Origin of the sequence: Pedobacter sp. (assembly GCF_965279535.1) — a bacterium.
In the GTDB taxonomy this organism is placed as follows: domain Bacteria; phylum Bacteroidota; class Bacteroidia; order Sphingobacteriales; family Sphingobacteriaceae; genus Pedobacter.
The window spans coordinates 2,590,017-2,605,511 of the sequence record NZ_OZ257244.1; the positions used below are offsets into that span (position 1 = coordinate 2,590,017).

Genomic DNA, 15,495 nt, shown 5'->3' on the forward strand with positions numbered 1-15,495 from the left:
TAAACCGATAATAACCCCGTAATTTGCAGCAATGGCATTCCAAAATGAACTCATAAATTGGTATCAATCAAACAAGCGTGATCTGCCCTGGAGGCATACTACTGACGCTTATACGATATGGCTTTCAGAGATTATATTACAGCAAACCAGGGTTGAACAAGGCATGCCCTACTTCAATAAATTTTTAGAAAATTTCCCTACAGTTTCTCATTTTGCAGCAGCTTCAGAAGTGCAGGTTTTGAAATTATGGCAAGGATTAGGCTATTATTCCAGGGGAAGAAACATGCATAAAACAGCACAAAGTGTAGTACAGGATTTCGCCGGTCGGTTTCCAACTTCGCATGACGAGCTCATAAAATTAAAGGGAATCGGGGAGTACACGGCCGCAGCAATTTCATCTTTTTCTGCCAACGAAGCTCGTGCTGTAGTGGATGGCAATGTGTTCCGTGTTCTTTCCAGATACTTTGGAATAGCTACCCCAATTAATACTCCTGCAGGAAAAAAAGAATTCTTAAAGCTCGCTAACGAGCTACTGTTTTTACCAGATCCTGCCACCTATAACCAGGCTATCATGGAGTTTGGGGCAGTGCAATGTAAACCTAAATCGCCAAATTGCGGTGTATGTCCGTTAAATCTGGATTGCTTTGCATTTAAAAATGATAAGGTTAAGGAATTGCCTGTTAAAACTGCTAAGATTAAGCAAAAACATCGGTTTATTAACTATTTTATCCTTAGAAAGGATGAAGAGATATTGGTTAGAGAACGACAACCGGGAGATATCTGGCAACATCTTTACGATTTTCCATCAATTGAAACGGAGCAGGCAGTAAATATTTTTGATCAGGAATTCCCTAAAAGAATTGAAAATGAGTTTGGTATGAATACAAATTTCACACTAATCAGCGCTAAAAAACACATTTTAACGCACCAAATTATACACGTACAATTTTTTGCATTAAAAAATTATATATTTAACTTTAATAAACAAAAGGAACTTAATTGGGTTTCTTTAGAAAAGTTAGATGAGTTACCGCAACCGAAAGTTATTCATGATTTTATTCAGGAATATCTTTATAATAAGAGATGACATAACTAATCATCGAGGCGTAACCATTTAAAAACGAAACAACTAACCAAAAATATTTATGTCTGGGATTAACAAAGTTATTTTAGTAGGGCACTTAGGCAAGGACCCTGAAGTACGTCATTTAGAAGGGGGTGTTACCGTTGCTAGCTTCCCATTAGCCACATCAGAAACTTACAACAAAGATGGAAAAAGAGTAGAACAGACCGAATGGCATAACATTGTTTTGTGGCGAGGCCTTGCTGAAGTAGCTTCAAAATACCTTCAAAAGGGAAAACTTGTTTACATTGAAGGAAAACTAAGAACCAGATCTTTTGAAGATAAGGAGAAAGTAAAAAAATATGTGACCGAAATTGTTGCTGAAAATTTTACAATGCTGGGTAGGAAAAGTGATTTTGAACCAGGGCAAAGCTCTACTCCTATTGCTACTCCGGTAAATGATGCCAAAATAGAGGATGAATTCACGATCGGACCATCAGACGAAAATGGAGATCTTCCATTCTAAAAAACATAAATCAACAAAAAGGGCTTCAGTTTAAATTGAAGCCCTTTTTGTTTTTATTCAACTGTAACTGATTTAGCCAGATTTCTCGGTTGATCAACATTACATCCTCTCATTACTGCGATGTGATAAGATAAAAGCTGCAATGGAATAGTTGCCAGAAGTGGTAAAAATGCCTCATTAGCATCTGGGATTTCAATGCAGTAATCAGCCATTTTCTTCACCTCCACATCTCCTTCAGTAACAATTGCGATTACTTTTCCTTTTCTTGCTTTTACTTCCTGAATATTACTGATTACCTTTTCATAAGATGAATTTTGAGTGGCTATAAACACCACAGGCATTTCCTCGTCAATTAAGGCGATAGGGCCATGTTTCATCTCCGCGGCAGGATAACCTTCGGCATGTATATAAGATATCTCCTTGAGCTTTAAAGCGCCCTCTAAAGCCACAGGGAAACCGCTACCCCTACCAAGGAACAAACAGTTCCTGGAATCTTTGATTTTCTCTGATACTTCCTTAATCAGTTCGTTAGACTCAAGAGCTACCTGTATCTTATCCGGAATTTCATTTAATTCGGTTAGGAGTTCAACAAGTTTAGATTGAGTAATAGCTCCACGTTGCTGAGCCATGTAAAATGCCATTAATGTAAGCACTGTTACCTGTGCAGTAAAGGCTTTAGTTGAAGCAACACCGATCTCGGGCCCTGCATGGGTATAAACGCCTGCATGAGATAATCTTGGAATAGAAGCACCAGCAACATTACAAATCCCAAAGATGGTGGCACCACGTTCTTTGGCCATTTCTATGGCCGCCATTGTATCTGCTGTTTCTCCAGATTGGGATATTGCGATAACGACATCCTTTTCAGTGATAATTGGATTTCTGTACCTAAATTCTGAAGCATATTCTACCTCAACAGGAATTCTGGCATACTCTTCAATCAGGTATTCGCCTACCAGACCAGCGTGCCAGGAAGTCCCACAGGCTACAATAATAATTCTATCTATATTTTTAAGTTTATCAGCAAATTCTTTGATACCACCAAGCTGAACTTTACCTTCCTCAGGATATATACGTCCACGCATACAATCTCTTATTGATCTTGGCTGCTCATAAATCTCCTTCAACATAAAATGGTCATAACCACCTTTTTCTAGCATTTCCAGTTTCAATTCCAGCTCCTGAATCAAAGGTGTTTGAACCACATTATCCAACTGCTTTACTAAAAGATCATTTTTAGTAATCAAGGCGATTTCATTGTCCTTTAGATAAATTACATTTTTAGTGTACTCGATAATTGGAGTAGCATCAGAAGCAATGAAATATTCGCCTTTTCCCACACCAATAACCATTGGGCTACCTTTTCTTGCAGCAATTAAGCGATCTGGATTTTCCCTGTCCATAATCACAATCGCATAAGCGCCACTAACTTCATGCAAAGCCAAACGAACGGCTTCGAGCAAATCTATCTGCTCAATATTCTGGATCTCTTCAATTAAATGAATTAAAACCTCCGTATCTGTATCACTTTTAAATTCATGCCCACGTCCCATTAATTCTTCCTTAAGCGTAGCATAATTTTCAATAATCCCGTTATGGATAATAGCCAGCTTATCGTTATTAGACGTATGTGGATGGGAATTGCGATCAGATGGCACCCCATGCGTGGCCCACCTGGTATGCCCCATACCAATTGTTCCGGTTCTGTCCTGATCAGCCGCGAACTCTTCCAATACAGCTACTTTACCGGCCTTCTTATAAATATGTTGTCCGCTTTCATTAATTAGCGCTATACCAGCGCTATCATAGCCACGGTATTCCAGTCTTTTCAAACCTTTTAATACAATCGGCCAAGCTTCTCTATAACCGATATAACCTACAATTCCACACATGTTTAAGATAATTAAATTAATGGCCGAATATACAAAACAAACGTTTGTTTTAAAGGCTTATGTAAAATTTTGGTTAAAAAAAAAGCCCATCAAAATTTGATAGGCCCCTTAAATATTATAGTAAAACGTTTAATTTATCTTGGTATAGTAGATATTTAATTTCATTTTATTCGTGGTATTGGTATTTGCACCAATAACTGATCTTCCCGCCATAGCACCTGTTGGTGTCATTTCAAATGCGGTTAAAGAAGTTGGCGCTATAAATGTACCATAATCCACTAACTTTTTATCGATCAAATCCTGAATGTAACTGGTTACGATGAATACATATCTGTTTTGTACAGAATCATAATACCCACCAAAAACAGCATCATTAACTGTTCCTGCTGCACCAGAAGCCGCTCTTGGATCTGTACTGTGATCAGGAAGTTGTGCAGGTTGCTCGGCAATATCCCATCTGTAAAGCGATAATCGTTGCGCAGGGCTAAAAGGATAAGCATAAGTCGCATTGCTCAAAGGAATAACTAACTCCGCACGATTTACAACTACTTTCCCGTATGTACTTGAAAAGTTAGCTAAATTAGGAAAGGATATTTTAGTTTTAACACCAGCCAATCCTTGTAAATAATTTACTGTGTACTGAGTTGTTGGATTATCCAACTGGGTCTTAACAGCTGTTCCCGTATAATCATGTTTAATATTAGCCGTAACCACGCTTAGTGCGTTATTCGTTCTGCCAATAGGGAAAAGAGTAGAAATTGTATCAATACCATTAGAGGTATTAACTTTTTTATATACCAGTTGTACATAAGAATTTGATGCTGCAAAATCTAAGAAAGCCACTCCACCTGTTCCTGTAGTGGATGTTTTATTAACTTCCGCATACAAACCTTTAAACGCATCTACAAATTTTGGAGCAGATGCCGTTACCGTTGAAGCCAAACCTAAAATATTGGCCTGAATAAATGCTTTGTTAAGCGGGATCCTAATCTGCGCAGTCATTGTTTTTAAGGTATCGGCTTTACCCGTTACAATATCGTATACCTTTATAGGTGTATTGGGATAAATCTTACTATTAAAATTACCCAACAACGTGGCATTATGCGCCTGCACATCAGAGCTTTTATAATTTGCAATCTTATTGGTTAACTGATATACATCAATGCTATACTTAGATGTAGTGGTATCACCATAAAATTGCTTACCCAGATTCATAACTAAAATAGCTGAATCTAAAGTAGAGGTAGTGCCAAAATCCGGAGCAGTGCTTGGTGGTACCACAGTCATAGCTACGCTAGATTCTGTTTTACCAAAAACAGGGTCTACTATATAGCCCAGTGGATGCGCAGTTAGTAAATTAGTAGCAGCAATAGCCGACTCCTGAATAGTATTAGACGTAATGGTTTGATTATCTACAAGCGTGCCTTGAATCGCTGTATTCGGATCAACATCTAAACCAACACCATCGGGATTTTTACATGATGCAAAAAGAAAAAGACCTATCAACAGGGTTAATAAGTCTTGTTTAGTAAATTTCATATATAAATTAATAATACCTAATTAAGCAACAGAAACCAATTCGTCATTTGAAATTTCTTCATAGAAAGTATAGAAGTTTTCAAAATTTTCGGTTAAGTTATAAGCTAATGTTGGCTTATTGGAATCTTTAACAAATTTTAACACATCTTTGTCCAGATTTTCATCACCTAAAACAACTGCATCTGAATGGGTAACAGCGCCGATATGCATACTGTTACAATCTGCCGGCACAAATGCTTTTGTATCTTCTTCAGTCATGTTAGCCATTACAGCTTTCTTCGCAAAATCAGCATTTAGTTTTTCTGTGAAACCATCTTCATAAACAGAGTAAACAACTCTTGAATTTTTGAAGGTTGGATCGTTTTTATAAGTAGTTTTGATATAGGCCGGAACCAAAGAACTCATCCATCCATGGCAGTGAACGATATCCGGAGCCCATCCTAATTTTTTAACGGTTTCTAATGCACCTTTACAGAAAAAGATTGTGCGTTCGTCGTTATCATCAAAGAATTTCCCGCTTGCATCTCTAAACACCTGCTTACGTTGAAAATATTCTTCATTATCCAGAAAATAAACCTGCATACGTGCGGCCGGGATAGAAGCTACCTTAATAATTAAAGGATTATCATTGTCATCAATAATGATGTTCATTCCAGACAAGCGTATTACTTCGTGTAAACGATTTCTTCTCTCGTTAATGTTCCCAAACTTTGGCATTAAGATGCGGATTTCAAATCCTTTTTCTTGCATAGCTTGAGGTAATTGGCGAGTAATTTCAGAAATTTTAGTAAGCTCGAGGAAAGGCGACATCTCGTGTGTAACAATCAGCAGCTTCGTTTTTGCCATCTCCATATTTTGAAAAAATATTAAGTTAAATAAAAGATAATGAGCTGCAAAGATAAGAATAATAATACTATTTATCAATATAGCAAGCATTTGTTTGCTTTCGTTTAGATTAATTTACACCTTTACGCCTTTAATTTAGAAAGCCAAAATTGGAAATTTTTAAAACCAAATCGGCGCTCAAAGATTACTTGGCGCCATTAAAAAAAGAAGGGAAGAAAATTGCCCTTGTACCTACCATGGGAGCCCTTCATAACGGGCACATTTCTTTAATCAAGCTGGCGCAAGAGCATGCTGACATCATCATTTGCAGTATATTTGTTAATCCTACACAATTTACCGACCCAAAAGACTTAGAGAAATATCCGCGTCCAATTGAGCATGATCTTGCCATGCTGGATGAAGCCGGATGTCAGGCTGTATTTATGCCCAATGTTGAAGAAATGTATCCAGATGGAAAGGACGAGAATTGGCATATCGACCTTGGTAAAGCAGAATTTCTACTTGAAGGCGCTTTCAGAAAAGGACATTATCAGGGCGTAACGCAAATTGTTAAAAAACTCTTTGATGCAACAGAGCCAGATATTGCCATGTTTGGCCAAAAAGACTTTCAACAGGTATTGATGATTAAAAATATGCTCGCGCACTTTAAACTGCCCATTGAAATTATAACATGTCCTATAATACGTGAAGATGATGGACTCGCCATGAGCAGCCGGAACATCCACTTATCTCCTGAAGATAGAACCCATGCACTGGTACTGAGTAAATCTTTACAATTTGTAATCAATCATTTTGATGACTACGAACTCAATGAGCTTGAAGGAAAAGCTAAAGCTTTTTATGATGATATCGAAGGCGTACAACTCGATTATTTTACCATTGCTAATGGAGATACGCTAGAACCTGCTCAATCTAAGACGGAAAACAATCTTGTAGTTCTGGTTGCTGCAAAGGTTGGATCGACCAGATTGATAGATAATATGATTGTAGAGTAAAACAAGCAGGGAGTGTTGAGTAACTAGTATCTAGACCGAATGCAATAGCTATTATGTCTAAGTACTAAATATTAATTAATGAAGCACACAAGACCCTACGCTACTCCAAAACTCCAATATCATGACTAAAAACTCCAAACTGATTACTAACTTTGCCGAATGGTTATCACAATATTAAAATCGAAAATACATCGTGTTAGAGTAACACAGGCTGAGCTCAACTATGTTGGCAGTATTACGATTGATGAAGATTTAATGGATGCAGCTAACATTATTGCTAACGAGAAGGTGCAGATCGTAAACAATAATAATGGCGCGCGCTTTGAAACTTATGTAATTAAAGGAGAGCGTGGCACAGGAACCATTTGCTTAAATGGTGCTACAGCTCGTTTGGCACAACTTGGCGATATCCTTATTATTATGTCTTATGGCTCACTTCCGATAGAAGAAGCTAAAAAATATAATCCTATCTTAGTTTTCCCGGATGACAATAACCATTTGTTAAAATAAAATTGTGAACCTGAATCTAAAAACAGTATTGAAATATCTGATCCTGTTTTTAATAGGATTAGGTGTTTTATTTTTAGCATTTAGGGGTCAGGATCTAGATAAAATCTGGCTGGAGATCAAATCTGCGAACTTTTTATGGATTGGGATCTCTGCTTTCTCCGTGTGGATTGCCCATATACTTCGTGCCCTGAGGTGGCGAATGTTATATCATTCTATGCGCTATCCTGTAAGTTTCTGGAATACCTATCATGCGGTAATGGTTGGTTACCTTGCGAACTTAGCTCTACCAAGATTTGGAGAAATTGGCCGCTGCACGGTTATTCACCGCACAGAAAAGGTACCCATGTTTGCATCTATCGGAACAGTAATTACTGAAAGACTTTTTGATATTGCGGTTTTGATACTCACGGCGACTGTTATGCTGATCTTTCAGGATGATATAATTGTAGATTTTTTATCCATCTCCATATATCCTGTTCTTGAAAAAAAGATTAGCTCCATAAGTTATTTCTGGCTCATCTCTATCGGCATTTTAGTTATTGCTTTAACTGTTTTAGGAATTTATTGGCTAAGGCAAAAATTCGGGCATAAACTATTGAGAATCTTTGTCAACCTCCGCCTGGGTTTTAGTTCTTACCATAAATTAAAACATAAAAGCATTTTCCTGCTTTATTCTTTAGGCATCTGGATCTGTTATCTGGTTTCCATCTATTTTGCTTTTTCGGCCATCCCTGCAACCAGCCAGCTTGGCATTAATGCTGCGTTTACTGCAATTGTATTTTCAAGCTTTGCTATGGCAGCTCCGGTTCAGGGCGGAATAGGTGTTTTTCATTGGATGGTTGCTCAAGCCCTTACCCTCTATGCAGTATCACTTAAAGATGGGCTTGCTTACTCCACCATTATCCATTCTTCTCAGATATTAATGGTTCTGCCATTGGGCAGCCTGAGCTTATTTATCAGTTTGGGCCACAAGAAAATGGCACAGTCTAAAATCTGATATCCTTGCAACTTTGGTATGAAGAGCAGGTAAAAAATAAAAAATTACTATGCAACCATAGTAATTTACATTTGAAATGCTACATTTGGATAACTAACCTTTTTATCCATAATGTTATGCATTTTGAATTAAGTGAAGAGCAATTAATGATTCAACAGGCAGCGAGAGATTTTGCGCAGCAAGAGTTGAAGCCGGGTGTAATTGAAAGAGACGAGCACCAGAAATTTCCCACAGAACAGGTAAAAAAATTGGGAGAGCTGGGTTTTTTGGGCATGATGGTCGATCCAAAATACAATGGAAGTGGCCTAGATGCCATCTCTTATGTACTGGTCATGGAAGAACTCTCCAAAATTGATGCATCTGCTTCAGTTGTCGTCTCTGTGAATAACTCTCTGGTTTGTTTCGGATTGGAAGCTTATGGCACTGAAGAACAAAAAGAAAAATACCTGAAGCCTTTGGCATCTGGAGAAAAAATTGGTGCCTTCTGCTTATCTGAACCGGAAGCTGGTTCTGACGCAACTTCACAACGTACTACCGCTGAAGACAAGGGAGACTATTACCTTTTAAATGGAACCAAAAACTGGATTACCAATGGCGGAACTGCTTCAACCTATCTAGTTATAGCACAAACGCATCCGGAGCTTAAGCACAAAGGCATAAATGCATTTATTGTGGAGAAAGGTATGAAGGGATTCACAGTAGGGCCGAAGGAAAATAAATTAGGTATCCGAGGTTCTGATACCCATTCTTTAATGTTCAACGATGTTAAAGTACCGAAAGAGAATAGGATTGGAGAAGATGGTTTTGGTTTTAAATTCGCAATGAAAACTTTAGAGGGGGGAAGGATCGGTATTGCCGCTCAGGCATTAGGAATAGCACAGGGAGCTTTTGAACTGGCCACACAATATGCAAAAGAAAGAAAGTCTTTTGGGAAACCTATTTCAGAACATCAGGCAATTGCTTTTAAGTTAGCCGATATGGCCACACAAATTGAGGCAGCCAGGCTACTGGTTTACAAAGCCGCATGGTTAAAAGATCAGGGCTTACCTTATACACAAGCAGGCTCTATGGCTAAACTCTACGCTTCTAAAGTAGCTATGGATGTAACCATTGAGGCTGTACAGGTACATGGCGGATACGGTTTTGTTAAAGAATATCATGTAGAAAGATTAATGCGTGATGCCAAAATTACCCAGATTTATGAAGGGACCTCAGAAATCCAGAAAATGGTGATATCGAGGGAAGTGATACGCTAGTCTTCAGTACTGAGTCTTTAGTCATAAGCAAATTCTTACTCATGACTAAAGACTATCCACTGAGAACTTACTCCTTCTCGCCTGCTATGGCGTTAAAAATGGCTTTTATTAGCGCAACTACTATTGCCAGGAATGCTGCTGCTAAAAATCCTGAAGTATTAAAAGAGGTCATCATATTATCAACCAATAAGATCATCAGTACGGTGATAATAAAAGAAACCAATCCAAGCGTTAAAAAATTAACGGGAAAGGTAAGTAACCGCAGAATAAAACCTATTGTTGCATTGGCAAGTGCAATTAAAATTGCTGCGATAATTGCATTGCCGTAACCATCAATCGATACGCCGGGAACTAATTTTGCACCCAGGAAAAAGGCTAATCCAGTTAAAAGGATTTCAATAATAAATCTCATAGTTTTTGTAATTTAGTGAATGTTTAAATGCGTTTTAAAATATATGGCTATTGTTGTTTTTGCCATTTGTGCTCAATCTTGCTCCAATGCAAAGAACAGGCCAATCATTAAGTTTTCCGGGGATAGCACAGCAATAATAATCAAAAATATTGATGAGGCCAGTTGGTTTGAAGCTCAAAAGGCCTATCAGGCTAATCCGGATTCTAACAACCTGGTAACAGTTCTGTTTATTCCTGGTGATCAGGATAGCTTAGAGATGGAGAGAGAAATTCCAGGCAAATTTAAATTAGCTGGCGATTCTGTTCGGTTTGACCCCGATAGCGCCTTTGTAAAGGGAAAAACTTACCTCATTGAAAACTATATCGGCGTTCAATTCGGATCGGTAGGTCAGCTGCTGAAAAACAATGTTAAAGCGCAGTTACAGCCACAACGACAAACACTTACGCGATAATTTTATACATAATTTTTAACCTTTAGATTTGATTTTATCCAAAAAATTACTACCTTTGTATTGTAATCGAAGAAAAGAGAAGGGGACATTGTCCCCTTTTTCTATGAAATCAGGTTAAATATGCAGGTAGAAAAGAGAGTAAAAGCGCTCGTTGAGGAGAAAATTGCAGATCGCCCCGAATTATTTTTGGTAGATGTAAAAATGTTACCAAATAATAAATTAATCATTCAGGTAGATGGTGACGAAGGAATTAGCATCCAAGATTGCGTAGCCATAAGCAGACATGTAGGTTTTCATTTAGAAGAAGAAAACACTATAGAACAGGCTTACAATTTAGAAGTATCCTCTCCCGGCGTTGGAGAGCCGTTAAAACTTAACCGCCAGTACCTTAAAAACATTGGCCGAACAGTAGGTTTAAAGCTTAAAGATGGGAAAAAGAGAGAAGGAAAACTTCTACAAGTTGCAGAAGATAGCTTAACGATTGAAGAATCGGTTAAAGAAAAAGGTAAAAAAGCGGTATCAGTTGAAAGCATTGTGCCGTTAAATGATATAATAGAAACAAGTGTGTTAATTTCATTTAAATAAAAATGAGTACTACAACAATTAATTTGATCGACTCTTTTCAGGAGTTCAAAGATTTTAAAAATATCGATCGCCCTACCGTGATCAGTGTGTTGGAAGAAGTTTTCCGCAGCATGTTGCGTAAAAAATACGGAACTGACGAAAACTGTGATGTAATTGTGAATCCTGACAATGGGGATTTAGAAATCTGGAGAACGAGAAAAGTAATGGAAGATGGATTTTCTGAGGATGATGATTTAGAGATCGAGCTTGCTGAAGTACACCAGTACGACCCAACACTAGAAGTTGGCGATGACTACATTGAACAAATCACACTTGAAAGTTTTGGCCGTAGAGCAATCCTGGCTGCCCGTCAAACTTTAGTTTCTAAAGTATTGGAATTAGAGAAAGACGAAATCTTCAAAAAATACAAAGATCGTGTAGGCGAAATTGTTACTGGTGAGGTTTATCAGGTTTGGAAAAAAGAAACTTTAGTTTTAGATGATGAAGGCAATGAACTTTTAATGCCTAAAACAGAACAAATCCCTGCAGATTATTTCAAAAAAGGGGATTCTGTTAAAGCAGTAATTTCTAAAGTAGAGATGATCAATGCCAATCCAAAAATCATTATCTCCAGAACAGCGCCTGAGTTCTTACAACGTTTGTTTGAACTGGAAGTTCCTGAGATTTTTGATGGATTAATTACGGTTAAGAAAATTGTGCGGGAACCAGGAGAGCGTGCTAAAGTAGCCGTTGAATCTTATGACGACCGTATTGATCCGGTTGGAGCATGCGTGGGTATGAAAGGTTCACGTATCCATGGTATTGTTCGCGAATTGAAAAACGAAAACATTGACGTGATTAACTTCACTAACAATATTTCACTATATATCACACGTGCTTTAAGCCCTGCTAAAATCACCTCTATTAAATTAGATGATGAAACAAAACATGCTTCAGTTTACCTGAAGCCAGACCAGGTTTCTTTAGCTATTGGCCGTGGCGGACATAACATTAAACTTGCTGGTAAATTAACCGGTTATGAAATTGATGTTTACCGTGAAGCAGGAGAAGAAGATGAGGATGTAGATTTGGAAGAATTCTCAGATGAAATCGATAGCTGGATCATTGACGAATTGAAAGCTATTGGATGTGATACAGCAAAGAGTGTTTTAGCACTTACTGTTGAAGATTTAGTAAAACGTACTGATTTAGAAGAGGAAACCATTAAGGAAGTGGTTCAAATTTTACAGTCAGAATTTGAATAAGTGGTGTAATTTCCAAATAAACACTACTTTTGTATAACAATTAGAAAATAAAAGGAGCTAAATGTCAGACGACAAACCAATCATTTTAATTAAAGCTATTAAAGAACTTAATATTGGCATGGGTACGGCCGTTGAGTTTTTAAACAAGAAGGGCTTCGCTGCCGAGAAGAGCCCTATGTTTAAACTTACGGGTGAAATGTACAATGCCTTGTTGAAAGAGTATCAGGGAGATAAGATCGTAAGAGAAGAAGCCAAACAAATAGTGATTGGTAAAATACGTCGCGACGAGCCTGAGACTGAAAAGCCAGTAGAAGCGCCAAAGAAAAATGCCGATTTTGAGAAAAATGAAGAGATTTTAATTAAAAATGCTCAGTCATTTACTCCTCCGGTAGAAAAACCAAAGGTTGTAGAAACACCTAAGGAAGAAACACCAGCTCCTGTGGCAGCAGCGCCGGTAAAAGAAGTTAAAGCAGAGGAAAAGGCCGATGAAGGCGCACTACCTGGCGTAAAAATTGTAGGTAAGATTGATTTAAATGATCTGAACTCAAAAACACGCCCGGTTAAGAAAGAAGAACCAACTACTCCTGCGCCAGAGCCTGTTGTAGCGAAAGTTCCAGAGCCTGTAAAACCTGTAGAACAACCTAAAGTGGAAGAAAAGCCTGTGGAAGTTAAAAAGGAAGAGGCTCCTGTTGTAGCGAAAGCTCCAGAACCAGTAAAACCTGTTGAACAACCTAAGGTTGAAGAAAAGCCGGTGAGCACACCAACAGAACCTGCTGAACCTGAGGTAATCAAAGCCCGTACAGTTAAATTATCTGGACCAAATATCGTTGGTAAAATCACTTTACCAACCGTTCCAGACAGAAGAAATAACCCTGTTGCATCTTCTAGCGATAGCGAAGCTGCAAAACGCAAGCGTAAACGCAAGAAAACACCAGGAGGACCAGGACAGCCCGGCCAAGGACAGCAAGGACAAAATCCTGCTCAAGGACAGGGCCAAGGTCAGGGACAGGGTGGAAATCAACCACGTCAGCCATACCAGGGTAACCGTCCAGGTGGTCAACCTTATCAAGGTAACCGCCCTGCCGGACAAGGTGGACAACCTTATCAGGGTAACAGAAATAATAACAGACCAGGTTTTCAAAATAGAAACGCAACACCAAGCGGGCCAAAAGAAGAACCATCTGAAAAAGAGATTCAAGATCAAATTAAAGCAACACTTGCCCGTTTAAGTGGAGCCGGTAAATCAGGTAAATTTGCACAACGTGCTAAGTTACGTCGTCAAAAACGTGATGATGTTGCATCATCAGCAGAAGAAGCAGCAAACGAGCTTGAATCGCAATCAAAAATTTTAAAAGTAACAGAATTTGTTACGGCTAATGAATTAGCGAACATGATGGACGTTCCGGTTACCAAAATTATTGGTACTTGTATGAGCTTAGGTATGTTCGTATCCATTAACCAACGTTTAGATGCTGAAACTTTAACCATTGTTGCTGACGAGTTTGGTTACGAAATTCAATTCGTAAAACCTGATGAAGAAGAAGACAATGTTATTGAAGAGGAAGATAACGAAGCAGATTTGATCGAAAGAGCTCCTGTAGTAACCATTATGGGACACGTAGATCATGGTAAAACATCATTACTGGATTATATCCGTAAAGCGAATGTTGTGGCAGGTGAAGCGGGTGGTATTACCCAACACATTGGTGCGTACATGGTTACAACTTCTTCAGGTAAAAAAGTAACTTTCTTAGATACTCCAGGTCACGAAGCCTTTACAGCGATGCGTGCACGTGGTGCGAAAGCAGCTGATATTGCCATTATTGTTATTGCAGCGGACGATGCAGTGATGCCTCAAACAAAAGAGGCGATTAATCACGCCCAGGCTGCGGGTGTTCCTTTAGTATTCGCTTTCACGAAAGTGGATAAACCAGGAGCCAATGCAGACCGTGTTCGCGAACAATTATCAACCATGAATATTTTGGTTGAAGATTGGGGTGGTAAATACCAATCTCAAGAAATTTCAAGTAAAAGCGGCTTAAATGTTGATTTACTTTTAGATAAAGTATTATTAGAAGCTGAATTATTAGAGCTTAAAGCTAACCCTAATAAACGCGCTACAGGTACAGTAATTGAAGCTGCTTTGGATAAAGGACGTGGTATTGTAACTACGGTATTGGTTCAAGGTGGTACGTTAAGAGTTGGAGATCCAATTTTAGCGGGTAGCTTCAGTGGACGTGTCAAAGCATTAACCAATGAGCGTGGAGCTAAAGTAGACTCAGCAGGCCCATCACAACCTGTACAGGTATTGGGTATGCAGGGAGCACCTACCGCAGGTGATCGTTTCAATGCATTAGAAAGTGAAAGTGAAGCACGTGACATTGCAAACAAACGTATGCAGTTACAACGTGAGCAAGGCTTACGCACGCAGAAACACATCACGTTGGATGAAATTGGTCGTCGTTTAGCAATTGGTAACTTTAAAGAGCTTAATATCATTGTTAAAGGTGACGTGGATGGGTCTATCGAGGCTTTATCAGATTCCTTATTGAAACTTTCTACTGAGCAGATTCAGATCAATGTTATCAGTAAGGGTGTTGGTCAGATCTCAGAATCTGATGTATTATTAGCATCTGCTTCTGATGCGATTATCATCGGTTTCCAGGTTCGTCCTTCAACCGGCGCACGTAAATTAGCAGAACAAGAGCAAATCGACATTCGTCTATATTCTATCATCTACGATGCAATCAACGAGATTAAATCGGCGATGGAAGGTATGTTGGATCCAGAATTTGAAGAGAAAATTGTGGCTAACGTTGAAATCCGTGAAACCTTCAAAATTACTAAAGTGGGTACCATCGCAGGATGTATGGTATTAGATGGTAAGATTACCAGAAACAGCAAAATCCGTATCGTTAGAGATGGTGTTGTAGTTTACACCGGTGAGCTTGCTTCATTGAAACGCTTTAAAGATGATGTTAAAGAGGTATCAAAAGGTTACGAGTGCGGATTGAACATCCAAAACTTTAACAATATTGAAGTGGGCGATATCGTTGAAGCTTACGAACAAGTTGAAGTTAAACGTAAATTATAATAGAACAATAGTTGTTTCTACAGAGGGTCTTAGCAAAAGCTGAGACCCTTTTTTATTCCCTATTGCTAAAAAAGCATTATCCTTT

Annotated in this window: 14 protein-coding genes; 10 read left to right on the plus strand and 4 right to left on the minus strand. The window is 38.5% G+C overall.

Annotation, left to right across the window (positions count from 1 at the left end; translation table 11 throughout):
• Positions 1-31 precede the first annotated feature (31 nt).
• Positions 32-1,087, plus strand: coding sequence for an A/G-specific adenine glycosylase (gene mutY, locus ACQY77_RS10350; protein WP_421942219.1), 1,056 nt, complete (start codon positions 32-34; stop codon positions 1,085-1,087).
• Positions 1,088-1,145: 58 nt separating this feature from the next.
• The gene (locus ACQY77_RS10355; RefSeq protein WP_421942218.1) at positions 1,146-1,589 is read left to right on the plus strand and encodes a single-stranded DNA-binding protein; all 444 of its coding nucleotides are present in this window, start codon (positions 1,146-1,148) and stop codon (positions 1,587-1,589) included.
• A gap of 53 nt (positions 1,590-1,642) precedes the next feature.
• Here ACQY77_RS10355 and glmS read toward each other — a convergent pair whose 3' ends face one another.
• The 3 genes from glmS to ACQY77_RS10370 all read right to left on the minus strand — a co-directional run bounded on the left by glmS (position 1,643) and on the right by ACQY77_RS10370 (position 5,866).
• The gene (gene glmS / locus ACQY77_RS10360) at positions 1,643-3,481 is read right to left on the minus strand and encodes a glutamine--fructose-6-phosphate transaminase (isomerizing) (protein WP_421942217.1); all 1,839 of its coding nucleotides are present in this window, start codon (positions 3,479-3,481) and stop codon (positions 1,643-1,645) included.
• 129 nt (positions 3,482-3,610) lie between these two features.
• Entirely contained in the window at positions 3,611-5,020 is a 1,410-nt protein-coding gene (locus tag ACQY77_RS10365; RefSeq protein WP_421942216.1) for a DUF4270 domain-containing protein, read from the minus strand.
• 21 nt (positions 5,021-5,041) lie between these two features.
• A complete protein-coding gene (locus ACQY77_RS10370) occupies positions 5,042-5,866 on the minus strand; it encodes a glycogen/starch synthase (protein WP_421942215.1) in 825 nt (274 codons plus the stop codon).
• A gap of 149 nt (positions 5,867-6,015) precedes the next feature.
• Here ACQY77_RS10370 and panC point away from each other — a divergent pair, with 149 nt between their 5' ends.
• The 4 genes from panC (at position 6,016) to ACQY77_RS10390 (ending at position 9,624) form a co-directional block, all read left to right on the plus strand.
• Positions 6,016-6,861: a pantoate--beta-alanine ligase gene (panC, locus tag ACQY77_RS10375; protein WP_421942214.1), complete on the plus strand. Its 846-nt coding sequence runs from the start codon at positions 6,016-6,018 to the stop codon at positions 6,859-6,861.
• Positions 6,862-7,020: 159 nt separating this feature from the next.
• Positions 7,021-7,371, plus strand: a complete 351-nt coding sequence (panD, locus tag ACQY77_RS10380; protein ID WP_029274491.1) for an aspartate 1-decarboxylase — start codon at positions 7,021-7,023, stop codon at positions 7,369-7,371.
• 4 nt (positions 7,372-7,375) lie between these two features.
• Positions 7,376-8,368: a lysylphosphatidylglycerol synthase transmembrane domain-containing protein gene (locus ACQY77_RS10385; protein ID WP_421942213.1), complete on the plus strand. Its 993-nt coding sequence runs from the start codon at positions 7,376-7,378 to the stop codon at positions 8,366-8,368.
• A 116-nt stretch (positions 8,369-8,484) separates the two neighbouring features.
• Positions 8,485-9,624: an acyl-CoA dehydrogenase gene (locus tag ACQY77_RS10390; RefSeq protein ID WP_421942212.1), complete on the plus strand. Its 1,140-nt coding sequence runs from the start codon at positions 8,485-8,487 to the stop codon at positions 9,622-9,624.
• A 67-nt stretch (positions 9,625-9,691) separates the two neighbouring features.
• Here ACQY77_RS10390 and ACQY77_RS10395 read toward each other — a convergent pair whose 3' ends face one another.
• Complete coding sequence (locus ACQY77_RS10395; RefSeq protein WP_421942211.1) at positions 9,692-10,036, minus strand: phage holin family protein; 345 nt, start codon at positions 10,034-10,036, stop codon at positions 9,692-9,694.
• 43 nt (positions 10,037-10,079) lie between these two features.
• On the opposite strand from ACQY77_RS10395, the gene ACQY77_RS10400 reads away from it, so the two are divergent.
• The 4 genes from ACQY77_RS10400 to infB all read left to right on the plus strand — a co-directional run bounded on the left by ACQY77_RS10400 (position 10,080) and on the right by infB (position 15,410).
• The gene (locus ACQY77_RS10400; RefSeq protein WP_421942210.1) at positions 10,080-10,487 is read left to right on the plus strand and encodes a hypothetical protein; all 408 of its coding nucleotides are present in this window, start codon (positions 10,080-10,082) and stop codon (positions 10,485-10,487) included.
• A 120-nt stretch (positions 10,488-10,607) separates the two neighbouring features.
• The gene (rimP, locus tag ACQY77_RS10405) at positions 10,608-11,072 is read left to right on the plus strand and encodes a ribosome assembly cofactor RimP (RefSeq protein ID WP_421942209.1); all 465 of its coding nucleotides are present in this window, start codon (positions 10,608-10,610) and stop codon (positions 11,070-11,072) included.
• A gap of 2 nt (positions 11,073-11,074) precedes the next feature.
• A complete protein-coding gene (gene nusA, locus ACQY77_RS10410; RefSeq protein WP_421942208.1) occupies positions 11,075-12,316 on the plus strand; it encodes a transcription termination factor NusA in 1,242 nt (413 codons plus the stop codon).
• Between the two features lie 61 nt (positions 12,317-12,377).
• Entirely contained in the window at positions 12,378-15,410 is a 3,033-nt protein-coding gene (gene infB / locus ACQY77_RS10415; protein ID WP_421942207.1) for a translation initiation factor IF-2, read from the plus strand.
• Positions 15,411-15,495 lie beyond the last annotated feature (85 nt).

Excerpts from the sequence above, each read along its gene's own strand:
- mutY (WP_421942219.1), top strand. The coding sequence starts at position 32 with ATGGCATTCCAAAATGAACTCATAAATTGGTATCAATCAAACAAGCGT.
- ACQY77_RS10355 (WP_421942218.1), top strand. The coding sequence starts at position 1,146 with ATGTCTGGGATTAACAAAGTTATTTTAGTAGGGCACTTAGGCAAGGAC.
- glmS (WP_421942217.1), bottom strand. The coding sequence starts at position 3,481 with ATGTGTGGAATTGTAGGTTATATCGGTTATAGAGAAGCTTGGCCGATT.
- ACQY77_RS10365 (WP_421942216.1), bottom strand. The coding sequence starts at position 5,020 with ATGAAATTTACTAAACAAGACTTATTAACCCTGTTGATAGGTCTTTTT.
- ACQY77_RS10370 (WP_421942215.1), bottom strand. The coding sequence starts at position 5,866 with ATGGCAAAAACGAAGCTGCTGATTGTTACACACGAGATGTCGCCTTTC.
- panD (WP_029274491.1), top strand. The coding sequence starts at position 7,021 with ATGGTTATCACAATATTAAAATCGAAAATACATCGTGTTAGAGTAACA.
- ACQY77_RS10390 (WP_421942212.1), top strand. The coding sequence starts at position 8,485 with ATGCATTTTGAATTAAGTGAAGAGCAATTAATGATTCAACAGGCAGCG.
- ACQY77_RS10395 (WP_421942211.1), bottom strand. The coding sequence starts at position 10,036 with ATGAGATTTATTATTGAAATCCTTTTAACTGGATTAGCCTTTTTCCTG.
- ACQY77_RS10400 (WP_421942210.1), top strand. The coding sequence starts at position 10,080 with ATGGCTATTGTTGTTTTTGCCATTTGTGCTCAATCTTGCTCCAATGCA.
- rimP (WP_421942209.1), top strand. The coding sequence starts at position 10,608 with ATGCAGGTAGAAAAGAGAGTAAAAGCGCTCGTTGAGGAGAAAATTGCA.
- nusA (WP_421942208.1), top strand. The coding sequence starts at position 11,075 with ATGAGTACTACAACAATTAATTTGATCGACTCTTTTCAGGAGTTCAAA.
- infB (WP_421942207.1), top strand. The coding sequence starts at position 12,378 with ATGTCAGACGACAAACCAATCATTTTAATTAAAGCTATTAAAGAACTT.